Origin of the sequence: Oerskovia sp. USHLN155, assembly GCF_037145535.1 — a bacterium.
Lineage (GTDB): Bacteria > Actinomycetota > Actinomycetes > Actinomycetales > Cellulomonadaceae > Oerskovia > Oerskovia rustica.
Map to the genome: position 1 here is coordinate 16,784 of NZ_JBBCXG010000014.1, position 23,621 is coordinate 40,404.

Consider the following 23,621-nt stretch of genomic DNA (forward strand, 5'->3'; position numbering starts at 1 on the left):
CCCGGGTCGGGATTCGGGACCCCGTCACGCGCCCCCCACGTCCCGGCGCCGGAACCCGGCGTAGGAGACCGCGACGAGGGCTGCGGCGATGCCCGTCAGGGCCAGGACGGGCCCGAGGGAGAACGGGTCGAGCGGGACCTGCGGCACGTGCGTGAACGGCGACAGGTCACGGACCCACTGCGGCAGCCCGAACAGCTCGCCGAGCTGCCCCACGACCAGGAAGACCGTGACGGCGCCCCAGCCCAGGGCGACGAGCCGCGGCCACCACCCGTAGAGCACGAGCACGAGCCCGGCGACGACCATCGCCGCAGGGACCTGCACGAGCCCGGCACCGACGGCGTCGCCGAAGGCGCTGCCCCACCCGCCCGACACGAGCGCGTGCCCCAGACCCATCATGAGCCCGGCCCAGAGCGGGACGGCCACGACGCCGACGACCAGCAGCACCACGGAGGCCGTCAGGTACCGCGTCCGGGACGTCCCCGTCGCGAGCACGAGCTCGGTGCGGCCGGAGGTCTCCTCGGCGTGGACCCGGGACACGAGCGTCACGGCGAAGGCGGCCGCGGCGATGCCGACGAAACCCATGATCGCGACCTGGAAGACCTGGGCGAGCGCCCCGGCGCCGCCGAGCTGCGCGATGATCTGCTGCATCTGCGGGGACGACCCGGCGATGTCGTCGACCGAGTCCAGGAGGAACCCGACGAGCAGGCAGTACGCCCCGACGCCCAGCGTCCACGACACGACCCCGGGGAGCTGGAGCCGCGTCGCGAGCGCGAGCGGGCTCGTGAGCGATGCGGAGCCGGCCGGACCCGGGCGCGGCTGGACGAGGCCCGCGCCGAGGTCTCGCCCGAGCGAGAGCCGGGCCGCGACCGCCACGCACACGACGAACAGCGCGAGGCACGGCAGCGCAGGCCCCCAGGCGTTCGCACCGAACGGGTCGATCTCCTGGACCCACCCCACGGGGGAGACCCAGTGCAGCCAGTCCGCGGAGTCGATGTCGGCCACGCCGCGCAGCGCGTACCCGGCGACGAGCAGCAGCACGCCGATCGTGTTGGCGGTCCGCGAGGACGTGGCGACCTGCGCGCACACGGCCCCGATGCCCGTCCCGGCCAGGCCGAGCGCCGCGAACTGGAGGCCGAACGCGACGGACGAGGCGCCGTCGGCTCCTTGTGCCACGTACATCGCGGCCATGAGCGCGCCCGTGACCACGGACATCCCGGCCGCGACGAGGACCCCCGTCGTGAGCGGGGCGAGCGACCCCACGCGGGCGGCGCGCACGAGCTCGAGCCTGCCCGTCTCCTCCTCCTTGCGCGTGTGACGCACCACCGTGAGCACGGCGAGCACGCCCAGGACCAGGATCATGAACAGGCCCACGCGCCAGGCGGCCGTCGAGGCGACCGACCCGGTGTGCTCGAGCGGACCGAGCAGCGCGAGGAACGCGCTGTTGGTGCCCATGCTCGCCGTGAGCTCGTCGCGCTCGGCCTGCGTCCCGTACACCGTGGCGACCGACGAGTACGTGACCGCGACCATGAGCAGCACCACGACGACGGACACGGGCAGGACGACGCGGTCACGGCGCAGCGCGAGGCGCGTCAGCGCCGCCGTGCCCGCGAACGCCCCGCGCAGGGACAGGGGAGGGGCGGCGTCCGCGCGCCGGGGCGAGGCGGCGGCCGGGTCGGCGGAGGTCAGCGCGGTCATCGCAGGGCCTCGCCGTCGAGCAGGGCGAGCTCGTCGCCGTACTGCCGCAGGAAGAGCTCCTCGAGGGACGGGGGCTCGATCGTCAGGCCGTGCGGCGCCAGGTCGGCGAGCGCGCGCGTGACCTGCGGCAGGGCGTCGTCGTCGACGTGGAACGTCACGTGCGAGCCGTCGACGACGAGGTCGTGGACCCCGTCGAGCGCCTCGAGGGCACCCGTCGAGGGCGTCCCCGATCCCACCGTCGCGACGACCTTGGAGCGCGTGAGGTGCCGCAGCTCGCGCAGCGTGCCGGACTGCACGGCCCGGCCGCCCCGGATGATCGTCACGGTGTCGCACAGGGCCTCGACCTCGGCGAGGATGTGGCTCGACAGCAGGACCGACGTGCCGCGGGACGTGGTCTCGCGCACGCAGTCCTGGAACACGGCCTCCATGATGGGGTCGAGGCCCGACGTCGGTTCGTCGAGCACGAGCAGCTCGGCGTCGGCGCTCAGCGCGGCGACGAGCGCGACCTTCTGCCGGTTGCCCTTGGAGTAGGTGCCGGTCTTCTTGGTCGGGTCGAGCTCGAAACGTTCGAGCATGCGGGCCTTGCGCCGTTCGTCGACGGTCGCGCCGCGCAGTCGCAGCAGCAGGTCGATCGTCTCGCCGCCCGAGAGCTGGGGCCAGAGCGTCACGTCGCCCGGGACGTAGGCGAGGCGTCGGTGCAGCGACACGGCGTCGCGGAACGGGTCGCCGCCCAGCAGGGTCGCGGTGCCCGAGTCCGGGCGCAGGAGGCCGAGCAGCACGCGGATGGCCGTGGACTTCCCGGCACCGTTGGGCCCGAGGAAACCTGCCACCTCCCCGGCACGGACCGTGAGGTCGAGTCCGTCGAGGGCCGTGGTCGTGCCGAAGGACTTGCGCAGGTCGTGGATCTCGACGGCCGGCCCGCGGGTCGCGGCGGTCGTGCGTGCGGTCGTGGTCATGGTTCCTCGTCGGGTGAGGGAGGGAGTGGACGGAGAGGGGCGACGGTGCGTGCCGAGGTCGGGTGGGAGCGGGGTCCCGGTGCCCGACGGCGCCGCTCGTCCAGGGGGGCCGGGCTGCGGAACGCGCCGGTCGTCCTGGGCTACGGGGCCGGCGCTGCGGCCTGCTCGCCGGGTGGCGGCTCGGCGTACCGGAGGTATGCGTCGAGGAGCGTGCGGTCGGTGAGGAACCCGCCGGTGAAGAGCTCGATCGACGGCAGGCCGTGCCGGTCGACGTACCCCCGGATGACGGACCCGGTGTCTCCCGGGTCGGTGGGTGGGTTCAGCGTGAGGTCGAGGAGGATCGTCCCGAGCGACTGCGTGACGAGGTACCGGGCGCGCGCGCTCTCGTCGAGAGAGGGCTTGATGGTCCCCGTGGCGACCCCGTCCGCGATGTAGGCGACGGCGTCGTCGATCATGCTCGCGACGAACGAGCGGGCGAGGTCGCCGCCCTCCTGGAGGCTGCGCAGGACGTAGCCGAGCACCGGGCCGTACTCCTCGATCGACCCGAGCTGCGCGAGGACGTCCACGGGACTGCCCCGGGATCCCTGCTCGTCGCCCAGGACGTTGCGCTTGTTCTCGCGGACGAGGACGAGGACGTGCTCGTCGCACGCGCGGCGCAGCCCCTCCTTGGACCCGAAGTGGTGGATGACGAGCCCCGGGCTGACCCCGGCGTCGGCCGCGATGGTGCGGACCGGGACCCGGAAGCCCTCGGACGCGAACCGGAGCAGAGCGGCGTCGCGGATGCGGGCGCGCCCGGTGAGGTCCGGGACGTCGGGCGCCTCCGGGACGTTCGGCGTCCGCGTGCCGGGGCCGGTCGGGTCGGGCTCGTCACCCCGTGGGACTGAACGCATGTTCAACACGCTAAACACTCGTTCAGCAGGATGCAAGAGGTTGTGCGTCAAGAAGACGTCAAGGTTCGAGGGCTTCGAAAGGGGACCCCAGGGCCGGGAAGTCCCCCGCGAGGATGACGATCGAGCCCCCGAGGACGGGGGACGGATCAGGGGAGTCCCCGATGTGCGCGAACCGAGCCCCGGCGTACCGTCGAAGCATGAGCCACATCCTCGCCAGACCGCGCCACGGCGCCGTGATCGCCGGCGTCTGCGCGGGCCTCGCCCGCCGCTTCGACATCAGCCCGACGCTCGTCCGCGTCATCGCGGTCGCCTCGTGCATCCTGCCCGGGCCGCAGATCCTGGCCTACGTCGTGCTGTGGATCATGCTGCCCCGCGACCCGGAGTGACAGGGGGCCGCCGCGGCGCGGCCCGTCGTCCTCGTCAGAGCCGCAGCGCCAGCCACCGTTGCGCGTACCGGTCCTCGTTGAACGCCGGGACGTCCACGTACCCGCGCCGTGCGTAGAGGGCCAGGGCCTCGACGAGGTCGTGCCTGGTGTCGAGCCGCACCACCACGGCGCCGAGGCCCCGCGCCGCGGCCTCGGCCGCCTCGAGGAGGGCGCTCGCGACGCCTCGCCCACGGAACGCCGGTTCGACGAAGACGCGCCTGAGCTCCGCGGTCGGCTCGGGGGCGTCGGGCGCGAGCTCGACCCCCGCGCACCCGACGGCCTCGGGGCCGTCACCGCCGTCCGCCCAGGCGAGGTGGAACGAGCCGCCGGGAGCAGCCAGCCCCGTGGAGTCCTGGGCGGCGAAGCCCGTCGCGAGGTCCTCCGGCGGCGTCGCGTGGCCGAAGAACCGGTCGCTGACCTCGGTGTAGTACCGGAACAGGATCTCTCGGGACTCCGGCGCGTGGACCGAGTGCTCGGCGACGTGCCAGGCCGTCGGCCGGTCGACGGGGAGCGGGCGGTCTGCGGGGGGCACGCCGGCCAGTATGCACCGAACCCACCCGGCCTCGGACCGTTGCCCGAGGCTTTTGTCCGACACAGGTCGGCATGGCACCATCCGAGGGTGCGCTCCCACCCCACCCGAGTCGTCCTGCTGCCCCTCTGTCTCGGCGTCGTCGCCGTGACGCTCGCAGGGTGCGTCTCCACCGCCTCGTCCATGGCCACCGCGGAGCAGACCCCTGCCGCCGCAGCCCCTGCCACGCCCCTTCCGACGTTCGACGGGTCGACGAGGGAGGGGGCGCTCCTGCGGGCCGCGGCGGGCGAGCTCGACCCGGCCGTCCTCCCCGCCGAGTTCCACTACGTCGAGACCGTCGACCTCGACCTCTCGGGGTCGACGAGCTCGGTCTACGTCCAGGGGCAGCCCGAGGACCAGGGGCCGGGCCTGTACGTCCACGCGATGCACGCGGGCGTCACCGTCGAGGGCCTCGGCGACGGCTGGGCGTTCGAGGAGGTCCCCGAGCTCTCGGGCGAGGAGGACGTGACCGTGGCCTCGGACCCCGAAGGGCTGGAACGCTCGGTCGTCTCGATCGACGCGGCCCCTGCCGGGACCGTGCGTCTCATCGGCGACGGGGTCCCGCGCGACGAGCTCCTCGCGACGGCGGGGCGGCTGCTCGACTCGGTGGGCTGACGCGCCCAGGCACCCGGCACCCGGCGCCGGGCGCCCGCTCCGGCGCCGGGCGTCAGTCGGCCTCGACCTCGGTCGTCCGCGTCACCGTGATGCGGTCGGGTCGACGGCGGCGGGCGGGGAAGATCGATCCTGTGGTACGCAGGTGCCGACCGCTCCCCGCAAGCTGCCAGCGGGTCTTGGCGACCTGTCCGTGGACGAGCCAGTCCAGCTTCTCGACGGGCCGGTGCAGCTGGCGGTCGAGCCAGTCGGCGGCCCAGGCCCCGAACGTCTCCGCGCCGGCCACGACGCCCAGGACGGTGAGGTCGTCGGGGCCGTCCGAGTGGTTGCCGAGGACGTGCTGGTCACCCCACCCGCCCGTGAGCCGCCAGGAGTGCAGGGAGTCGTCCGCCCAGAAGGCGATCTGGAGGAAGGCACCCACCACTGGCAGGTCCACCGTGACGAGGAGCGGGTCCCGCGACGTGTCAGCCCCGGTCAGGTCAGGGTCGAGACCGGCCAGGTCCCACCGTGCGGCGCCGGCGCGGAGGCCGGCGAGGAACGCCTGCTCGTGCGGCGTCCGCGGCTCGTCGCCCGAGAACCAGGTGTCGTCGGTCATGGGCTGCACGCTACGCGTTTCCGTGCGCGCAGGGCCGGGGGGAGGTGGGCCCCGGGAGCGACGAAGGGCCCGCAGCGCACGCTGCGGGCCCTTCGGTCTGCGGAGGATGGGGGATTCGAACCCCCGAGGGCTTTTAACCCAACACGCTTTCCAAGCGTGCGCCATAGGCCACTAGGCGAATCCTCCGTGCTGCAGCGTCGACCCACGCGGGGCGTCAGGCAGCGTGTCGAGAATACCGGACGCCGGGCCTGCGACCGAATCGGCCTGTCCGGGGCCGTGCCGCCCTGGCCCAGGAGGGCCGGTTTCGGACGACCGGCCCTCCTGGGCTAGGCTGGGTCCAGACCCCTCGTGCGGCGCTATCTCACTGAACTCCCCCAGGGCCGGAAGGCAGCAAGGGCAGGTGGGCTCTGGTGGGTGCACGGGGGGTCCTTTCATGTCCGGGCACCTGGCCGGCGCGGAGGCGTCCAGCGCCCCGACGGCGTCGCTCGCCCGCGCGCCCGGCGTGCTCGTCGTGTCAGGGGTTCCGGAGTGTGGCCTGCGTCATAGATGACGTGCTGATATCGCCACAGAACATGACATGTCGCCCACGATCGACCATGATGCGGACGGTTTTCCGTCCAGCATTTGGAATATCGACCACCGCAGTGGTTTTGAGGCGTCGAGCGTGCGCATCATGGAGCCATGACCCGCCCCACGAGCACCGAGCTCACGACGCACCGCGCAGCAGTCCGCTGCCGAATGTCGTGTCGCTCCGTCCTGCGTGGCGCCGGTCGAATGTGCTGTCAGCTCTGACCTGACCCCAGCACCGCACCGCCCGCTTCGCGAGCGCAGCCCGGAGACGACCGGAGCCCGCGCCGCAGCGCCCGCCTCATCCCTTCCTGAACCACCGACCACCGGTGACGTGTCCTCGCGACGCGCGCTCCGTCGTCGGGCAGGAGGACGTTCCACCTCCCACCCGTCACCACCGTGACGCCCCCCACGGACGCCCCGCGACAACCGCCGGCGCCCGTCACCGGAAGGACAGCCCATGCTCCGCAAGAACCTGACCCTCGCCGCCGTCGCGGCCGCCGCCGCCCTCACGCTCGGGGCGTGCGCCACGACGCCCGCCGACAGCGGTGCCTCGGCAGGCAGCGCCGACGACGTCGTCAAGATCGGCGTGGTCGGTGCGCAGGAGGACAAGTGGGCCGTGTTCGAGAAGGTCGCCAAGGAAGAGGGCCTGAACATCGAGATCGTCGACTTCGGCGACTACCAGCAGGCCAACCCGTCGCTCTCGCAGGGCCAGATCGACCTCAACCAGTTCCAGCACCTGCAGTTCCTCGCGGGCTACAACGTCGAGGCCGGCGACGACCTCCAGCCGATCGGCGCCACCGCGGTCTACCCGCTCGCGCTCTACTCGTCCAAGCACACGGCGCTCGAGGACATCCCTGCGGGCGGCGAGATCGCGATCCCGAACGACGCCACGAACCTCGCGCGCGCGCTCCTCGTCCTCCAGGAGGCGGGGCTCATCGAGCTCAAGGACGGCGGCAGCTCGCTGTCGACCGAGGCCGACGTGCTCCCGTCCTCGAAGGTCAAGGTCACTCCGGTCTCGGCCGAGCAGACCCCGATCGCCCTGCAGTCGGTCGACGGCGCGGTCGTCAACAACGACTTCATCAAGGACGCCGGGCTCAACCCCGACGACGCCCTGTTCCAGGACGACCCCGACTCCGCCGCGGCCGAGCCCTACATCAACGTGTGGGTCGCGCGCGCCGAGGACAAGGACGACGAGACGCTCCTGAAGATCGCCGCGCTCTCGCAGAACGAAGAGGTCATCGCCGCCGAGAACGAGTCGTCGGGCAACTCCGCCGTCATCAAGAGCAACTCGGCTGCTGAGCTCCAGGAGATCCTCGCGGGGATCGAGAAGAACTACCGCGCCCAGGGCTGAGCCCTCGGCACGAGCCACGGGTGCCCGACGGCGTCACTCACCTGACGCCGTCGGGCACCCGCGTGCCCTCGCCCGACGCACCACCCGCGTGTTGGACTGTCCGTACACGCCTGTCGTCCCCCGCACACGACGCGTGGCCACGCGGCTCTCACGAGGAGCCCGGCCGCCGTACCCCCGCACGAGAGGTTCCTCCGTGAGCATCACCTCGGACACGATGGTCAGCTTCCGCGACGCGACGAAGGTCTTCGGGACCGGTCCGTCCGCCGTGGCCGCCGTCGACGGCGTCACCCTGGACATCCGGGCGGGTGAGATCTTCGGCGTCATCGGCTACTCGGGCGCGGGCAAGAGCACGCTCGTCCGCCTCATCAACGCCCTCGAACCCGTCACCAGCGGGAGCGTCGTCGTCGACGGCGACGAGGTGAGCGCCCTCGGCGAGCGCGAGCTGCGTCCCGTGCGCGCGAGCATCGGCATGATCTTCCAGCAGTTCAACCTCTTGTCCTCGCGGACCGTCGCCGGGAACGTGGCCTACGCCCTCAAGGTCGCGGGCTGGGACAAGCCCCGCCGTGAGGCCCGCGTCGCCGAGCTGCTCGAGTTCGTCGGCCTGTCCGAGAAGGCCAAGGCCTACCCGTCGCAGCTCTCCGGCGGGCAGAAGCAGCGCGTCGGGATCGCCCGTGCGCTCGCGACGTCGCCCAAGATCCTGCTCGCCGACGAGGCCACGAGCGCGCTCGACCCCGAGACCACGCGCGACGTGCTCGCGCTCCTGCGCCGCGTCAACGCCGAGCTCGGCGTGACGATCGTCGTCATCACGCACGAGATGGACGTCGTGCGCTCGACCTGCCACCGCGTCGCGGTCATGGAGCACGGCAGGGTCGTCGAGGTCGGCGAGGTCTACGACGTGTTCTCGTCGCCGCAGGCGCCCGCGACCAAGAAGTTCGTCGGGACGGCGCTGCGCGACCGGCCCGGCCCCGAGGCGCTCGAACGCCTGCGGCGCCGCCACCCCGGGCGCCTCGTGACCGTCGGCGTCCACGAGGACGGGACCTCGGGCGCGAGCCTGACGCGGCTCCTGCGCGAGCACGGGCTCGACGGCGCCGTGGTCTTCGGCGGCATCTCCGAGATCGGGGAGCGGCCCTTCGGCTCCCTCACCCTCGAGCTCGCGGGCGACGACGCCACGATCGCGGCGTTCCTCACCGAGCTCGCGGCGACCACCGACGTCGTGGACCTCGGGACCGCCGCGGACCCGCGCGACGACCCGCGCGTCGTGGCCGGGGCGAGCGACGAGTCGGGCGAGGCCGACGACGCCACCGGGGCTCCGCCGTCGGGCCGCGTCGACGAACCCGACCCGCGCGACGCCTGGCAGAGCGAGAGATGGCCCGGGACGGGAGGCCCCGGCACGCAGGGGACCCAGCCCGGTGACCGCGGCGGCAGGCCCGGCACGTTCGGAGGGGAGCGATGAACCGCGACTGGTCCACCCTGTGGCCGATCCTGCTGTCCTCGCTGGGCGAGACGCTCTACATGGTCTCGATCGCGCTCCTCGCGGGCGGGCTCGGAGGCCTGGTGCTGGGGCTCGCGCTCTACTGCACGCGCAAGGGCAACCTGTTGGCCAACAGCGTGGTGTTCAACGTCCTCAACGTGCTCGTCAACATCGTCCGGCCCATCCCGTTCATCATCTTCCTGACGATGATCTACCCCGTGACGCTCGCGGTCGTCGGGACGACGATCGGTACCGAGGCGTTCATCCTGCCGCTGTCCGTCATGACCGCGTTCGGGACCTCGCGCATCGTCGAGCAGAACCTCGTGAGCATCGACCCGGGCGTGGTCGAGGCCGCGCGCGCCATGGGCGCCTCGCCGTGGCGGATCATCCGGACGGTCCTCATCCCCGAGGCGCTCGCGCCGCTCATCCTGGGCTACACGTTCATCTTCGTGGCCGTGATCGACATGTCGGCGATGGCTGGCTACATCGGCGGCGGTGGCCTGGGCGACTTCGCGATCCGGTACGGCTACCAGCGCTACAACTGGGCCGTGACGGCCGTGACGGTCGTGGTCATCATCGTGATCGTGCAGGTCGTCCAGTTCTTCGGGAACTGGCTCGCGCGCAAGGTCCTGCGGCGCTGAGCCGCCCCGGGCGGCTGCCCGACCGTGGGCGGCCGGGCCCGCCCACGGGCCCCCGGGACACCTGCCTGGGGACCTGCTGTGCGGGCTGTCAGCCTCGCCGTCTAGAGTTGCCGGGGTGAGCACCGCCCTGTACCGCCGCTACCGGCCAGAGACCTTCGCCGAGGTCATCGGGCAGGACCACGTCACCGGACCGCTGCGGCAGGCGCTGCGCAGCGGACGCGTGAACCACGCCTACCTCTTCTCGGGCCCCCGCGGCTGCGGCAAGACGACCTCGGCGCGCATCCTCGCGCGCACCCTGAACTGCGCGCGCAACACCGAGGAGACGCCCGTCGACACCCCCTGCGGGGAGTGCTCGTCGTGCGTCGAGCTCGCGCGCGGCGGCTCGGGCAGCCTCGACGTGATCGAGATCGACGCGGCGTCGCACAACGGTGTCGACGACGCCCGCGAGCTGCGTGAGCGCGCGACCTTCGCGCCCGCCCGCGACCGGTACAAGATCTTCATCCTCGACGAGGCCCACATGGTCACGCCGCAGGGCTTCAACGCGCTCCTCAAGCTCGTCGAGGAGCCCCCGCCGCACGTGAAGTTCATCTTCGCGACCACCGAGCCGGACAAGGTCATCGGGACCATCCGCTCGCGTACCCACCACTACCCGTTCCGCCTCGTCCCGCCGGACGTCCTGGGCCCGTACCTCGAGCAGCTCTGCGCCGCGGAGGGCGTGACCATCGGCACAGGCGTCGTGCCGCTCGTCGTGCGCTCGGGCGGTGGCTCGGTGCGTGACTCGCTGTCCGTCATGGACCAGCTCATCGCGGGCGCCGAGGCCGGGAACGTCGACTACGAGCGCGCCGTGGACCTCCTGGGCTTCACGCACGCCTCGCTGCTCGACGACGTCGTGGAAGCCCTCGCGGCCCGCGACGGCGCGAGCATCTTCCGCGTCGTCGAGCAGATCATCACCACGGGGCACGAGCCGCGCCGCTTCGTCGAGGACCTCCTCGAGCGCCTGCGCGACCTCATCGTCATCTCCGTCTCCGGCGGGGCCGCGGACGCCGTGCTGCGCGACGTCCCGTCCGACCAGCTCGACCGCATGAAGGCCCAGGCGCAGACCCTCGGCGCGGCCGAGCTCTCGCGCGCGGCGGACCTCGTCAACGCGGCGCTCACCGAGATGAGCGGCGCCACGTCACCCCGCCTGCACCTCGAGCTCCTGTGCGCGCGCCTCCTGCTCCCCGGCGTGGACGACGGCGCCGCGGGGCTCGCGGCCCGCATCGACCGGTTGGAGCGGGGCGGGCTGGGAACCGGTGGGCTCGCGCCTGGCGCACCGCGACCCGGCGCCCCCGAGGGCCTCGCCGCTGCCGCGCCCCGTGGGCCGCGGGTCGAGGACGACGCACCCGTCGCCCCCGTGAACGGGCTCAGCGGAGCCGCGGCCGCACGTGCCGCGCTCCAGGCCCGCAAGGCGGGGGAGGGGGCTGCGGCTGCTTCGTCCGCGCCGGGCGCACCCGCCTCGCCGACAACGGCTCCCGTGCCTTCTGCTGTGCCCGACGTGGTGCCCGTCGACGTGGTGCCCGTTGTGGAGGTGCCGACCGAAGCGGTGGCTCCTGCTCCTGCCTCGTCGGGCGCGCCGGACGCCCGGGCGACCGACGAGTGGCCGGTCGTGGTGCCGGTCGGCACCGCCGAGGCCGCACCTGCCACGTCGGAGGCCGGTGCCGAGGCCGCACCCGGGGGTGAGGACTCCCCGGCCGTCTCCCCGGTTCCCGACCACGGGACCACGCCCACGGCCGAGCCGGTGCACGCCGCGCCGGTCGAACCGGCGGCGCAGCAGGTCGCCGTGCCCGCCGCGCCTGCCGCACCGGCAGGGCCCTCGGCGACGTCGACCGACACCGCGGCGCTGACCCTGCGCTGGCCCGAGGTCCTCGAGACGCTGAGCACCATCAAGCGCCTCACGTGGATGCTCGTGCGCGACAACGCCGAGGTCGCCGAGCTCACGGAGAGCACGCTCGTGCTCAGCTTCAGCAACGGTGGCGCCGCAGGCTCGTTCCGCAACGGCAACAACTCGGCCGCGCTCCAGGAAGCGGTGCACAAGACGCTCGGGTTCCAGGTCCGGATCGACGTCCAGATCGACGAGGGCGACGGGACCCCCCGGGCCCGGACCACGGCTGGTCCCGCTCCCGTCCCCTCCCCGCAGCCCGCGTCGGGGGCGACGCCCCCGGCGCGTCCCCTCGACGCACCGGTGACACCGCCGACGCCTTCGACACCTCCGCAGCGGGAGGCGTCGGGTGGTGCCGCTCCCCCGACCGCTCAGGTGCCCGGTGCCGGCTCGGTGCCGAGCGCCCCCACCGCACCCCAGGGCACGGGAGCGCTCCAGGTCTCCGGCGAGACGGCGGCGGTCACCGACCAGCGCGGCGGCGTCGCCCTCCAGGAGCGACCCGACCCGGCGTCGCAGCCCTCCACCCCGGTTGCGGTGGCACCTGTCGTCGAGCCCCCGGTCGTGAACGCGGCCGACGAGGCCTGGCTCGCGGGCCTGCCCGTGACCGAGCCTCCCGCCGACCTCGACGAGGGCCACGAACCGCCGCCTGCGGACGTGCGGCCAGCCGCGCCGTCGGGCAGCGGGACCGGGCAGCGCCCCTCGGCGCCGACGGCACCCAGTGCGCCGACACCCGCCGTCCCCACGGGGCCCGCGCCGGGCGTGCGCGAGACGCGCCGCCAGACGCTCGAACGGCAGGCCGCCGAGCAGAAGGCCCGGCAGTCGTCGGCGCGCGTCGCGGTCTCGATGGACGACGACTCGCCGTCCGACGACGACCCGGACCTCGCGTCGTCGGGCCTGGTCGGTGCGCCGCTCGTCGCCCAGCTGCTGGGCGGCGTCGTGATCGACGAGACCATCGACACCGGGATCTGACCGTGAGCCCGCGCGGGGAGCTCCATCACGTCGAGCTGTGGGTCGAGGACCTCGACGCGGCGGAGAGCTCGTGGGCGTGGCTGCTCGACGAGCTCGGCTACACGCGGTTCCAGACGTGGGCCTCGGGCCAGAGCTGGCTGCGCGGGGCGACGTACATCGTGCTCGAGGCGAGCCCGGCCGCCCGCGCCGCGAGGCACGACCGCCTGCGTCCCGGCCTCAACCACCTGGCGTTCTCGGGCGGGCGCCGCGCCGAGGTCGACGACCTGGTGACGCGCGCGGCCGAGCACGGATGGAGCCTGATGTTCGCCGACGCCCACCCCTACGCGGGCGGCCCGCAGCACTACGCGGCCTACCTCGAGAACGCCGACGGCTTCGAGGTGGAGATCGTCGCGGCCGACGACTGACGCGGCCCCCGTGACGTCCGCGCGGCGGACCGCGGAGTCGGCGGCGCCACGTAGGCTGGGGGCGTGTATGAAGGCGCGGTCCAGGACCTGATCGACGAGCTCGGCCGACTCCCCGGGGTCGGCCCCAAGAGTGCCCAACGCATCGCGTTCCACCTCCTCGCGGCCGACGCCGCGGACGTGCGGCGGCTCTCCGACGCGCTCACCGAGGTCAAGCTGCGCGTGCGGTTCTGCGAGATCTGCGGCAACGTCGCGGAGTCCGAGCAGTGCCGCATCTGCCGTGACCCCCGGCGCTCCGCAGAGGTGATCTGCGTCGTCGAGGAGCCCAAGGACGTCGTCGCGATCGAGCGCACGCGCGAGTTCCGCGGCAAGTATCACGTGCTCGGCGGGGCCATCAACCCGATCGACAACGTCGGTCCCGACGACCTGCGCATCCGTGAGCTCCTCACCCGGCTCGCCGACGGCGCGGTCCAGGAGGTCATCCTTGCGATGGACCCCAACGTCGAGGGCGAGGCCACGGCCACCTACCTCACGCGCATGCTCTCGCCCATGGGGCTGCGCGTGTCCCGCCTGGCGTCCGGACTGCCGGTGGGTGGAGACTTGGAGTACGCCGACGAGGTGACGCTCGGGCGGGCGTTCGAGGGACGGAGGGTCGTCAGTGGTTGAGACCGAAGAGGCCGTGGGGTCGGACCTGCGGTCCGTCGCGGCCTCGGTGTCCGCGCAGGCGCGCACCTTCCTCACGACGACCGCGGAGGTCGCCTCGGGCGCGGCCCCGGAGGCCGCGATCCCGCTGCTCCTCCTCGCCACGTCGGACCTGCTGGCCGTCGGCGCACGACTGGGCGCCATGATGGACGTCGTCCCGGACCAGCGCTTCGAGCCCGACGCCGGGCCCGAGACCGACCTCGACCCGTTGCGCGAAGGCCTGGCCCGGCTGCTCGACGGCCTCGACGACTACCCGGAGATCGAGGACCCGGTGCTCGGTGCGGTCGTCGGTCAGGCGTCCGTGTCCGGGGACATCGCGTGCATCGCCGAAGCCCTGGCCAAGGGGCTCCAGCACTACGACTCCGGCCAGGAGCTCGAGGCCCTGTGGTGGTGGCAGTTCTCCTACCTGTCGCTGTGGGGCGAGCGGGCCGCGAGCGCGCTGCGCGTCCTGCAGCTCGTGCTCGCGCACCTGCGGCTCGACGTCGAGGACGACGTCGCCGCCGAGGCGGAGTACGACGCGCTGCACTCCTGACGCGAACAGTGCTCGGGAGGCGTGGCGCGTGCAGTGTCCTGCGGCGTGACCACCGACCGCTAGGGTCTGGCAGCAAGACAGCACGCGGACGTCTCGTCGCCCGTCGTGCAAGACTTCCGTGTGACCTGGGACCTCGCCGCGACCCTTCCCACCGCCGACGGGATCGTGCTGCCCGGCTCGGGCGGGCTCGAGCTCGACCTCCTGACGATCGCCCTGCTGGTCCTCGCGGGCCTGACCGCCGGCTGGATCGACGCCGTGGTCGGCGGGGGAGGGCTCGTCCAGCTCCCCGCGCTGCTGCTCGTCCCCGGGATCAGCCCCGTCCAGGCCCTCGCGACCAACAAGCTCGCGAGCATCATGGGCACGTCCGTGAGCGCGACGACGTACTACCGGCGCGTGGGGCCGGACCTACGGACCGCCGGACCCATGGCGCTCGCGGCGCTCGTAGGGGCCGTGGGCGGCGCAGCGCTCGCGTCGAAGATCCCCGCCGAGCTGTTCAAGCCGATCATCCTCGTGGTCCTGATCGCCGTGGCGGCGTACACGATCGCCAGGCCGAGGCTCGGTCACACGACGAACCTGCGCTGGGAGGGCAACGGTCACCGGTGGGCCGCGGCGGGGATCGGGCTCGCGATCGGGTTCTACGACGGGCTGCTCGGCCCCGGGACGGGGACGTTCTTCGTCATCTCGCTCGTGAGCATCCTGGGGTACGCGTTCCTGCCGGCCTCGGCGCTCGCGAAGATCGCGAACTTCGCGACCAACGCCGGGGCGCTCATCTTCTTCGTCCCGTACGGCGCGGTGCTGTGGGGACTGGGGCTCGCGATCGGGGCCGCGAACCTGCTCGGCGCCTACATCGGGGCACGCATGGCAGTGGCCAAGGGCAGCGGGTTCGTGCGGGTCGTGTTCGTGGTCGTGGTGGGCGCCTTGATCTGCAAGCTGGGGTACGACGTCCTCACGAGCCTGGGGGAGTGACCGTGCGCGAGGAGGGGGTGTCGGGCGGGGCCGGTCCGAAGGGGTCCGGCCGGCCGGGGCCGAGACGGGTCGTCCGGTCCGAGACGGGTGGTTACGCACCTGACCTGGAGACCCGTCTCGTGCGCGAACACCCGTCTCGTGCGCGACCGCGGGTGCGGGCGCCGGGTGCGACGAACCGTGGCGGCGACCTCGTGCACGACCTGCACGACCTGCACGACCTGCACGACCTGCACAACCTGCACGACCTGCACGGTCGGCCTCGTTCGCGGTGGCGCCCTCTCGTCGGGGTGCTCGTCGCTGTCGTGGGGTATGTCCTGGTGGCGATCCCCGCCATGATCGCCTACGACCGCGGGATCGACGGCTACGGCTACCTCTGTCAGACGGGACCGGGCGTCGAGGCTGACCTTGCCTGCATCGGCGATCCGGCGCCTGCCACCGAGGCGTTCGCGGACCTCGTGGTGATGGTCACCGTGCCTGCCGCGCTCGGGATCCTCGTCGCCTGGCCGCGGCGGCGGGGTCTCGTGCTCCTGGTGCTGGCCTGTGCGGGCCTCGGGCTCTACACCTGTCTCGTGCTGGCCAACCCGCGCACCTGACCCCGCCCAGCCACCACCCGGCTGCCCACGCCGCCGAGAACGGGATGGAGGCCGTCAGGGGCCCCGAAACGGCATCGACAACGTTCTCGGCACCCGCTGATCACGGCGTCGTCGCAGGTCAGCGCCCGACCCCCGTTCCCGGCCGGCCGCATCCTGAGCACCCTCCCGGCGACCCCGGGCCTCGGGCTATCATCGACCGACTCGTAAAACACCCGGCGGGCCGTTGAGAGAGACGGAGGCCGGCGACGTAACGGAGCAGCAAGTGGCACTTGTCGTGCAGAAGTATGGTGGCTCGTCGGTAGCTGATGCGGAGAGCATCAAGCGGGTGGCGAAGCGCATCGCAGAGACCAAGCGGGCCGGACATGACGTGGTCGTCGTGGTCTCGGCCATGGGTGACACGACGGACGAGCTCATCGATCTCGCCCAGCAGGTCACCCCCCTCCCTCCCCAGCGCGAGATGGACATCCTGCTCACGGCAGGCGAGCGCATCTCGATGTCGCTGCTGGCGATGGCGATCAACAACCTCGGTGTGAAGGCGAAGTCGTTCACGGGCCAGCAGGCCGGCGTGATCACGGACGCCGTGCACGGCAAGGCGCACATCGTCGACGTCGTCCCGCACCGCATCCGCGAGACCGTCGAGAAGGGCTCGGTCGCGATCGTCGCCGGGTTCCAGGGCGTCACCCAGAGCACCAACGACGTGACGACCCTCGGTCGCGGCGGCTCGGACACCACGGCCGTGGCGCTCGCGGCGGGCCTGAGCGCCGACGTGTGCGAGATCTACACCGACGTCGACGGCGTGTTCACCGCGGACCCGCGCATCGTGCCGACGGCCCGCAAGATCGACCACATCTCCTACGAGGAGATGCTCGACATGGCGGCGAGCGGGGCCAAGGTCCTGGTTCTGCGCTGCGTCGAGTACGCGCGCCGCTACGGCGTGCCCATCCACGTCCGTTCGTCGTTCTCGACGAAGGCCGGGACGATCGTGTCGAACGACGCGCGCTCGGTGCCGAACGTCCCCCAGCAGGCTCCCGGCTCCCCGGCCGGCAACGAGGCAGAGGTCATCATGGAAGCTCCGATCATCTCCGGCGTCGCGCACGACCGCAGCGAGGCCAAGATCACCGTCGTCGGCGTCCCGGACGTGCCGGGCACGGCCGCACGCATCTTCGAGGTCGTGGCCGGTGCGGGCGCGAACATCGACATGATCGTCCAGAACGTCTCGGTCGCGGCCACGGGCCTGACGGACATCTCGTTCACGCTGCCCATGGACGACGGCGCGCTCGCGACCACGGCCCTGGACGCCGTGCGCGAGGAGATCGGCTTCGCGTCGCTCCAGTACGACGACCAGATCGGCAAGGTCTCGCTCATCGGGGCGGGCATGAAGTCGAGCCCGGGCGTCTCGGCGCAGCTCTTCGGTGCGCTGCGCGACGCGGGCATCAACATCGAGATGATCTCGACGTCGGAGATCCGCATCTCGGTCGTGACCCGCGCCGACAGCCTCGACGACGCGGTGCGGGCCATCCACACCGCGTTCGAGCTGGACGGCGAGAGCGAAGCAGTCGTCTACGCCGGCACCGGCCGTTGAGCGAGGAGAGAACCATGAGCAACCAGAACTCTGCAGGCCTCGTCGTCGGCGTCGTCGGGGCGACGGGTCAGGTCGGCGCCGTCATGCGTCGTCTGCTCGAAGAGCGTGACTTCCCGGTCGCGCAGATCCGCTACTTCGCGTCGGCGCGGTCCGCGGGCAGCACGCTGCCCTGGAAGGGTGAGGACGTCGTCGTGGAGGACGCGGCCACGGCCGACGTGTCGGGCCTCGACATCGCCCTGTTCTCCGCGGGGGGCGCGACCTCGAAGGCGCAGGCCGAGCGCTACGCCGCGGCGGGCGTCGTCGTGATCGACAACTCGTCCGCGTGGCGCATGGACCCGGACGTCCCGCTGGTCGTCTCGGAGGTCAACCCGGAGGCGATCCACGAGGCGCGCAAGGGCATCATCGCCAACCCGAACTGCACCACGATGGCCGCGATGCCGGTCCTCAAGCCGCTCGCGGACGAGGCCGGTCTGGAGCGTCTGATCGTGGCGACGTACCAGGCGGTCTCGGGTGCGGGGTTGGCCGGTGCGGCCGAGCTGCGCGACCAGGCGGTCGCGGGGGCCGAGCAGGACCTCACGGGCCTGGTGCACTCGGGCAGCGCGGTCTCGTTCCCCGCGCCGGACAAGTTCCCGCGCAACATCGCGTTCAACGTGGTGCCGCTCGCCGGCTCGATCGTGGACGACGGCGAGGAGGAGACCGACGAGGAGAAGAAGCTCCGTCACGAGTCTCGCAAGATCCTCGGCCTCCCGGACCTGCTGGTCGCGGGTACGTGCGTGCGGGTCCCGGTGTTCACGGGTCACTCGCTCGCGATCCACGCCGAGTTCGGTCAGGCCATCTCTCCTGACCGTGCGCGCGAGCTCCTCGCGGACGCCCCGGGGGTCGCGCTCTCGGACGTCCCGAACCCGCTCGAGGCCGCAGGTGCCGACCCGTCGTTCGTGGGCCGTATCCGTACCGACCAGAGCGTGCCGGGCGGTCGCGGCCTGGTGCTGTTCGTGTCGAACGACAACCTCCGCAAGGGTGCCGCGCTCAATGCGGTGCAGGTCGCGGAGCTGGTCGCGGCGGACCTCGCGAGCAAGGCTTCGACTCCCGCGTGACCCGGCTGTCAGAACCAGCGTGACATCGAGGTCACGCTGGTTCTGACACGGACCACGCATCGCAGTGCCCGACGGCGCCCCTCACCTTCCGGTGGGCGGGCGCCGTCGTGCTGTGTGCCGTCCCGGGAAGTGAGCTGTGGCCCCTGGTCCGACGGGATCAGGGGCCACAGCTCACTTCTCGTCGAGGAAGCCCCTTGCGCGCACCCACGGTTCTGTGGTTCATTACTCATGTAATGAACCACAGAACGTGCGATCGACGAGAGGATGGGCCCCATGTTCGACGGACCTGAACCCATCTACCTGCAGATCGCCCAGCAGATCCGCGCCCAGATCCTGAGCGGCGACCTCGCCGAGGAGGAGCAGGTCATGTCCACGACCCAGTACGCGACGACGTTCCGCATCAACCCCGCGACGGCCGCCAAGGCCTTCGCCGGGCTGGTCGACGAGGGCGTCCTCTACAAGCGCCGTGGCGTCGGCATGTTCGTCGCGACCGGAGCCCGCGAGAAGCTGCTCGCCGAGCACCGCGACCGCTACTTCGCCGAGGTCCTGCGCCCCGCGCTGGTGCAGGCCGACCTCCTGGGTATCACGCCCGCCGAGATCGTGGACCACGTGCTCGGCCGCGGACCCCAGGGCCGCCCCACCCCGACGGGAGAGACCTCATGACCGCCCCCACCCGCCCCGAGCCGTTCGGCGTCGAGCTCCAGGACGTGACCCTGAGCTTCGGCAAGGACGAGAAGCACCCTGCGCTCGACGGCCTGAGCCTCCAGGTACGCCCGGGCACCATCACGGGCCTGCTCGGCCGCAACGGCGCGGGCAAGACCACCGCCCTCTCGCTGATCGCCGCCATGCGTCGGCCTGACGCCGGCACGGTCCTGGTCGACGGCGAGGACCCGTTCGAGAACGCCTGGGCCATGGCCGGCACGCAGCTCGTCCGCGAGAGCGGCGACACGATCGCCGCGACCAAGGTCGCCGACAGCCTGGGCTACTACGCCGAGCTGCGCGAGCACTGGGACGCGGACCTCGCTGCCGGCCTGGTCGACCTGTTCGAGATCGACCTGCGCAAGGCTCCCGAGAGCCTCTCGCGCGGCAAGCGATCGGCGCTCGGAGCGGTCATCGGGCTCGCGTCGCGGGCGCCGCTGACGATCTTCGACGAGGTCTACCTCGGGATGGACGCGCCCAGCCGGTACGCGTTCTACGACGCGCTCGTCGAGGACTACACCGAGCACCCCCGCACGATCATCCTGTCGAGCCACCTGATCGACGAGGTCGAGCGGATCTTCGAGGACGTCGTGATCGTGGACAAGGGGCGTGTCCTGCTCGCGGAGAGCGTCGAGTCGGTCCGCGCCAGGGGAGTGAGCCTCACGGGGACCGCTGCCGTGGTCGAGCAGTTCGTCGACGGCCGCCGTGTGCTGGCCCGTCAACGCCTGGGCAGCACGGCCCAGGTCACGCTCTTCGGCACGCTCGACGACGCCGAGCGCGCCGCGGCGACCGAGGCGGGCCTCGAGCTCGGCGCGGTGCCGTTGCAGGACCTGTTCGTGCACCTGACCCGAGAGGAGCGGTCATGACCGAGAACCTGGCGGGCCCCACGGCCCTCACCGATCGCGAGGTGCAGCGTGCCACGATGCGTCGCGCTGCCGAGAGACGGTCGCTGCGCACCTCGGCGTGGTCGATGTGCGCCGGGACGTGGCAGATCGGCGTGTGGTTCTGGGCGATCGTGCTCATCATCGCGGGCATCATCGGCTACGTCGAGGTGCGCACCGACATCCTCGACGGCAGCGTGATCGACGGCGTCGTGAGCGGGTCGGCGAAGTTCTTCCTGTTCGTCATGGGCATCATCACGCCCCTCGCCATGATCGCGGTGCACGTCGCGGCGGGAGGCACCCGACGGTCGTTCATCCGTTCGGCCTGGTTCACGGCGGTCTTCCTCGGGCTCACGTTCGCGGTCGTGGCGGCAGCGCTCGGCTACGTGGAGTGGCTCGTCTTCCGGTCGCAGGGCTGGTCGCCCGAGCTCGACCGGGCCCAGCTCTACGTCGACGGCGGGCAGGTCGGCACCGCGTTCCTCGTGCAGCTCTTCTTCTGCAGCGTGTACTGGCTCTCGGGCGCGGCGATCGGCATGGGGTACTACGGCTTCGGCGTGTGGCGCGGGACCTTCGCCATCCCGCTGTTCCTGGTCCCACTGGTCCTCGTCGAGCTCGCGTTCCAGAGCGGCTACTTCGGCAGGCCGTTCGCCCAGGCCGTCGGTCTGGCCGATGCCCAGGTGCTCACCGCGGTGGTGGGCGGTCTTCTGGGCCTCGCCGCAGCGGCGTTCGCTTTCCACCTGGTCACGAGGTCGGTGGCCATCGCTCCCGTCACGACCTGACGGTCGACTGACGCACTGGCGTCCCCGACGCCTTAGCGCGGCGCGTCCCCTCCGCGGGGCCGGCGCACCCACCACGAACGCTCATCCCGTCCAGCGGACGGCGCCCGGTCCACCGGTGCGCCGCCCGGTGGGCGAACACACCCTCAGGGAGGTCGCCATGACCACCGCACATCCTGTCCCGTCCGTCCCACCCTCGCCGTCGCTCGCGGCACGCACCGTGCCCGACGGCGCCGCACCGGCCATCGAGGTCGTCGCCCTGCGCAAGGCGTACGGGAGCACCGTCGCCGTGCGCGACGTGAGCTTCGCCGTCGGGCCGGGGGAGATCTTCGGCGTCCTCGGCCCCAACGGGGCCGGCAAGACGACCACGGTCGAGTGCCTGGCCGGGCTCCGGCAGGCCGACGCCGGGACCGTCCGGATCCTCGGCCTCGACCCGCAGTCGGACCCTGCCTCGGTGCGCGAGCTCCTGGGCGTCCAGCTCCAGGAGGCCGAGCTCAACGAGCGCATGACCGTGGCCGAGGCGCTGCGGCTCTACGCCTCGTTCTACGAGGACCCGGCCGACACGGCCGAGCTCATGGACCTGCTGGACCTCGCCCCGCACCGCGACCAGCAGTTCGCGAAGCTCTCGGGCGGGCAGAAGCAGCGGCTCTCGATCGCGCTCGCGCTCGTCGGGAACCCGCAGGTCGCGATCCTCGACGAGCTGACCACGGGGCTCGACCCGCAGGCCCGCCGGGCGACCTGGGAGCTCGTCGAACGCGTGCGGGAGCGGGGCGTGACGATCCTGCTCGTGACGCACTTCATGGACGAGGCCGAGCGCCTGTGCGACCGCCTCGTCATCATCGACCAGGGTGTCGTCGTCGCGGCCGGGTCCCCGGCCGAGCTCATCGAGTCGGTCGACTCCTCGCGCGTGCTGCGGCTGCGGGTCGAGCCCCACGAGGAGCCCGTCGTGCTCGAGGTCCTCGGCGGCCTCGCGGACGTCGGTGCGGTGGCGCGAGCGGGCCGCGAGATCGAGGTGACGGGGACGCGGCGGGTGCTGCCCGCCGTCGTGCTGGCACTCGCAGAGCGTGACGTCGTGCCCGACGTCCGGACCATGACCAGATCGCTCGAGGACGTGTTCGTGCACGTCACGGGCAGGACGTACGACCACACGGGGGCGACGGGCCCCGCCGCGACCGACGACCGGTCCGACACCGAAGGAGCAGCGCGATGACCACGCAGACGGCACGGACGACGACACAGGGCGCGCGGCAGGCGGGCGGCCCCCGACGCCGCAGGATCGCGGGCACGGGTTGGCACGGCCTGCGGACGCTGACCCTCACCGAGGCCCGCCTGCTGCTCCGCGACCCGGGGACGGTCTTCTTCGCGCTCTTCTTCCCGACGGTCCTGCTCGTGGGTGTGGGTTTCGCGTTCCCCGGCATGCGGGACGTCATCACCGACGCGCCGCCACCCTGGGAGGGGCTGACCGCGGTCGCGGTCTACGTCCCCGTGGCGCTCGCGACCGCCGTCGCGACGGTCGCGCTCACGACCCTGCCCGTCTACTTCGCGACGTTCCGCGAGAAGGGCGTGCTGCGCCGGCTCTCGACGACCCCCATGAAGCCGCAGGGGCTCATCGGGGCGCACCTGTTCATCAACCTGGTGACGGTCTGCGTCGCGGCGCTGCTCGCGGTTGTCGTGGGGAGCCAGGTGTTCGACCTCGCGGGCCCCACGAACCTCACGGTCGTCCTGGGGAGCTTCCTGCTGGGGATCCTGTCGATGTTCTCGATCGGGATGCTCATCGCGTCGCGCGCCGGGAAGGCGAGCACCGCGTCGGCGATCGGGATGACGCTGTACTTCCCGATGCTGTTCCTCGCGGGCATGTGGACGCCCGGGCCGGTCATGCCCGAGGTAGTGGAGACCATCGCCGGATACACGCCGCTCGGCGCGGCGACGCAGGCCATGACGACGGGCTGGTTCGGGACCGGCGTCCCGGTGTCGCAGCTCGTGGTCATGGCGGTGTGGACCGTGGTGCTGCTGCCGCTCGCGGCGAGGCTGTTCCGCTGGTCGTGAGGACGGGCTACCGGACGAGGTGCGGGCCCGCGGTCGGGTCCGCGAGGTAGCCCAGCGTGTGGCCGAGGCGCTCGCTCGTCGACGCGGCGAGGTCGGTGGGCAGGTCGTCGGGCGAGAACCACGCGACGGCGAGCGACTCGTCGTCCGCGACGTGGGCCTCGGCCGCCGCGGCGGGGGAGACCGGGCGGCACAGGAAGCACAGGTCGAGGTACTGCGACCGGTCGCCGTTCGGGTACTCGACGGGCGGCGTCACGGTGACCCCGGTCAGGGCGTCGACGTGGACCGCGACGCCGGTCTCCTCCAGGATCTCGCGGGCGAGGCCCACGGCCGGGTCCTCGCCCGGTTCGAGGATGCCGCTGACGATCGCCCACTGCCCGGTGTCGGCGCGCTGCCCCAGGAGGAGGCGGCCTGCGTCGTCGATCACGACGCCCGACACCCCCGGCATCCACAGGAGGTCGGTCCCGACGCGGGACCGGAGGGCGGCGACGAAGTCGGGGATCGGCATGGGATCGAGCGTAGACCTGCGCGCCACGGGGAGTGTCGGAACCCGCGAGACCTCGGGGTCTCGCGGGTTCCGACATGAACGAGACGCGCCGGCCGCCCGGGGAGTGAGACAGCCCGCCGGTGCCCCGAAACCCCTGTGCTACGGTCGTCGGGTGAACACGGTTCGTTGGTATTGGCGCTTTAC

At 72.3% G+C, this 23,621-nt stretch carries 24 protein-coding genes, 1 tRNA gene and 1 other RNA gene; 19 read left to right on the forward strand and 7 right to left on the reverse strand.

Going from position 1 to position 23,621, the window contains the following annotated elements; genetic code table 11:
• Positions 1–24 precede the first annotated feature (24 nt).
• From WFH32_RS17820 to WFH32_RS17830, 3 genes are all read right to left on the reverse strand, one after another.
• The gene (locus WFH32_RS17820; protein ID WP_336708654.1) at positions 25–1,695 is read right to left on the reverse strand and encodes an ABC transporter permease; all 1,671 of its coding nucleotides are present in this window, start codon (positions 1,693–1,695) and stop codon (positions 25–27) included.
• Positions 1,692–2,651 carry an ABC transporter ATP-binding protein gene (locus tag WFH32_RS17825; protein WP_336708656.1) on the reverse strand — a complete coding sequence of 320 codons (960 nt, stop codon included), beginning with the start codon at positions 2,649–2,651 and terminating at the stop codon, positions 1,692–1,694. Before WFH32_RS17825 ends, WFH32_RS17820 begins: the two co-directional genes overlap by 4 nt.
• A 140-nt stretch (positions 2,652–2,791) precedes the next feature.
• Positions 2,792–3,541: a TetR/AcrR family transcriptional regulator gene (locus WFH32_RS17830; protein WP_191796330.1), complete on the reverse strand. Its 750-nt coding sequence runs from the start codon at positions 3,539–3,541 to the stop codon at positions 2,792–2,794.
• Positions 3,542–3,738: 197 nt separating this feature from the next.
• On the opposite strand from WFH32_RS17830, the gene WFH32_RS17835 reads away from it, so the two are divergent.
• Entirely contained in the window at positions 3,739–3,927 is a 189-nt protein-coding gene (locus WFH32_RS17835) for a PspC domain-containing protein (protein WP_191796331.1), read from the forward strand.
• 34 nt (positions 3,928–3,961) lie between these two features.
• Here WFH32_RS17835 and WFH32_RS17840 read toward each other — a convergent pair whose 3' ends face one another.
• Positions 3,962–4,498 (reverse strand): GNAT family N-acetyltransferase, encoded by a 537-nt coding sequence (locus WFH32_RS17840; protein ID WP_318244127.1) that lies wholly within the window; start codon positions 4,496–4,498, stop codon positions 3,962–3,964.
• 87 nt (positions 4,499–4,585) lie between these two features.
• Here WFH32_RS17840 and WFH32_RS17845 point away from each other — a divergent pair, with 87 nt between their 5' ends.
• Positions 4,586–5,149 carry a hypothetical protein gene (locus WFH32_RS17845; protein ID WP_191796333.1) on the forward strand — a complete coding sequence of 188 codons (564 nt, stop codon included), beginning with the start codon at positions 4,586–4,588 and terminating at the stop codon, positions 5,147–5,149.
• A gap of 52 nt (positions 5,150–5,201) precedes the next feature.
• Here the strand turns inward: WFH32_RS17845 and WFH32_RS17850 are convergent, their stop codons facing one another.
• Together WFH32_RS17850 and WFH32_RS17855 are read right to left on the reverse strand one after the other, a co-directional pair.
• On the reverse strand, positions 5,202–5,741 hold the full coding sequence (locus WFH32_RS17850; protein ID WP_336708660.1) for a hypothetical protein: 540 nt from the start codon (positions 5,739–5,741) through the stop codon (positions 5,202–5,204).
• A 100-nt stretch (positions 5,742–5,841) separates the two neighbouring features.
• Positions 5,842–5,927: transfer RNA gene (locus tag WFH32_RS17855), tRNA-Ser, on the reverse strand.
• 151 nt (positions 5,928–6,078) lie between these two features.
• Here WFH32_RS17855 and ffs point away from each other — a divergent pair.
• From ffs to WFH32_RS17940, 17 genes are all read left to right on the forward strand, one after another.
• An RNA gene (gene ffs, locus WFH32_RS17860) (signal recognition particle sRNA small type) lies at positions 6,079–6,175 on the forward strand.
• Positions 6,176–6,768: 593 nt separating this feature from the next.
• Positions 6,769–7,662 (forward strand): MetQ/NlpA family ABC transporter substrate-binding protein, encoded by an 894-nt coding sequence (locus tag WFH32_RS17865; RefSeq protein ID WP_191796335.1) that lies wholly within the window; start codon positions 6,769–6,771, stop codon positions 7,660–7,662.
• Between the two features lie 193 nt (positions 7,663–7,855).
• Positions 7,856–9,115, forward strand: a complete 1,260-nt coding sequence (locus tag WFH32_RS17870) for a methionine ABC transporter ATP-binding protein (RefSeq protein WP_442946357.1) — start codon at positions 7,856–7,858, stop codon at positions 9,113–9,115.
• The gene (locus WFH32_RS17875; protein ID WP_191796336.1) at positions 9,112–9,774 is read left to right on the forward strand and encodes a methionine ABC transporter permease; all 663 of its coding nucleotides are present in this window, start codon (positions 9,112–9,114) and stop codon (positions 9,772–9,774) included. Before WFH32_RS17870 ends, WFH32_RS17875 begins: the two co-directional genes overlap by 4 nt.
• 115 nt (positions 9,775–9,889) lie before the next feature.
• On the forward strand, positions 9,890–12,661 hold the full coding sequence (locus tag WFH32_RS17880; protein WP_336708662.1) for a DNA polymerase III subunit gamma and tau: 2,772 nt from the start codon (positions 9,890–9,892) through the stop codon (positions 12,659–12,661).
• 2 nt (positions 12,662–12,663) lie between these two features.
• Positions 12,664–13,065, forward strand: coding sequence for a VOC family protein (locus tag WFH32_RS17885; protein ID WP_318244128.1), 402 nt, complete (start codon positions 12,664–12,666; stop codon positions 13,063–13,065).
• A 63-nt stretch (positions 13,066–13,128) separates the two neighbouring features.
• On the forward strand, positions 13,129–13,728 hold the full coding sequence (recR, locus tag WFH32_RS17890) for a recombination mediator RecR (RefSeq protein WP_191796338.1): 600 nt from the start codon (positions 13,129–13,131) through the stop codon (positions 13,726–13,728).
• Positions 13,721–14,296: a DUF5063 domain-containing protein gene (locus tag WFH32_RS17895; RefSeq protein WP_138822668.1), complete on the forward strand. Its 576-nt coding sequence runs from the start codon at positions 13,721–13,723 to the stop codon at positions 14,294–14,296. Before recR ends, WFH32_RS17895 begins: the two co-directional genes overlap by 8 nt.
• Positions 14,297–14,464: 168 nt before the next feature.
• Positions 14,465–15,262 carry a TSUP family transporter gene (locus tag WFH32_RS17900; RefSeq protein ID WP_191796392.1) on the forward strand — a complete coding sequence of 266 codons (798 nt, stop codon included), beginning with the start codon at positions 14,465–14,467 and terminating at the stop codon, positions 15,260–15,262.
• Positions 15,263–15,453: 191 nt separating this feature from the next.
• Complete coding sequence (locus tag WFH32_RS17905) at positions 15,454–15,855, forward strand: hypothetical protein (protein WP_336708664.1); 402 nt, start codon at positions 15,454–15,456, stop codon at positions 15,853–15,855.
• Positions 15,856–16,117: 262 nt separating this feature from the next.
• Positions 16,118–17,437, forward strand: coding sequence for an aspartate kinase (locus WFH32_RS17910; protein ID WP_138822672.1), 1,320 nt, complete (start codon positions 16,118–16,120; stop codon positions 17,435–17,437).
• 14 nt (positions 17,438–17,451) lie between these two features.
• On the forward strand, positions 17,452–18,531 hold the full coding sequence (locus tag WFH32_RS17915; RefSeq protein ID WP_191796340.1) for an aspartate-semialdehyde dehydrogenase: 1,080 nt from the start codon (positions 17,452–17,454) through the stop codon (positions 18,529–18,531).
• A gap of 273 nt (positions 18,532–18,804) precedes the next feature.
• The gene (locus WFH32_RS17920; protein WP_191796341.1) at positions 18,805–19,194 is read left to right on the forward strand and encodes a GntR family transcriptional regulator; all 390 of its coding nucleotides are present in this window, start codon (positions 18,805–18,807) and stop codon (positions 19,192–19,194) included.
• The gene (locus tag WFH32_RS17925) at positions 19,191–20,096 is read left to right on the forward strand and encodes an ABC transporter ATP-binding protein (protein ID WP_336708666.1); all 906 of its coding nucleotides are present in this window, start codon (positions 19,191–19,193) and stop codon (positions 20,094–20,096) included. The genes WFH32_RS17920 and WFH32_RS17925 overlap by 4 nt, the downstream gene beginning before the upstream one ends.
• Positions 20,093–20,890 (forward strand): hypothetical protein, encoded by a 798-nt coding sequence (locus WFH32_RS17930; protein WP_191796343.1) that lies wholly within the window; start codon positions 20,093–20,095, stop codon positions 20,888–20,890. The genes WFH32_RS17925 and WFH32_RS17930 overlap by 4 nt, the downstream gene beginning before the upstream one ends.
• 157 nt (positions 20,891–21,047) lie before the next feature.
• The gene (locus WFH32_RS17935) at positions 21,048–22,097 is read left to right on the forward strand and encodes an ABC transporter ATP-binding protein (RefSeq protein WP_191796344.1); all 1,050 of its coding nucleotides are present in this window, start codon (positions 21,048–21,050) and stop codon (positions 22,095–22,097) included.
• Positions 22,094–22,933, forward strand: coding sequence for an ABC transporter permease (locus tag WFH32_RS17940; protein ID WP_191796345.1), 840 nt, complete (start codon positions 22,094–22,096; stop codon positions 22,931–22,933). The genes WFH32_RS17935 and WFH32_RS17940 overlap by 4 nt, the downstream gene beginning before the upstream one ends.
• 7 nt (positions 22,934–22,940) lie before the next feature.
• On the opposite strand, the gene WFH32_RS17945 is transcribed toward WFH32_RS17940, so the two are convergent.
• A complete protein-coding gene (locus tag WFH32_RS17945; protein WP_191796346.1) occupies positions 22,941–23,438 on the reverse strand; it encodes an NUDIX hydrolase in 498 nt (165 codons plus the stop codon).
• Between the last annotated feature and the right edge of the window lie 183 nt (positions 23,439–23,621).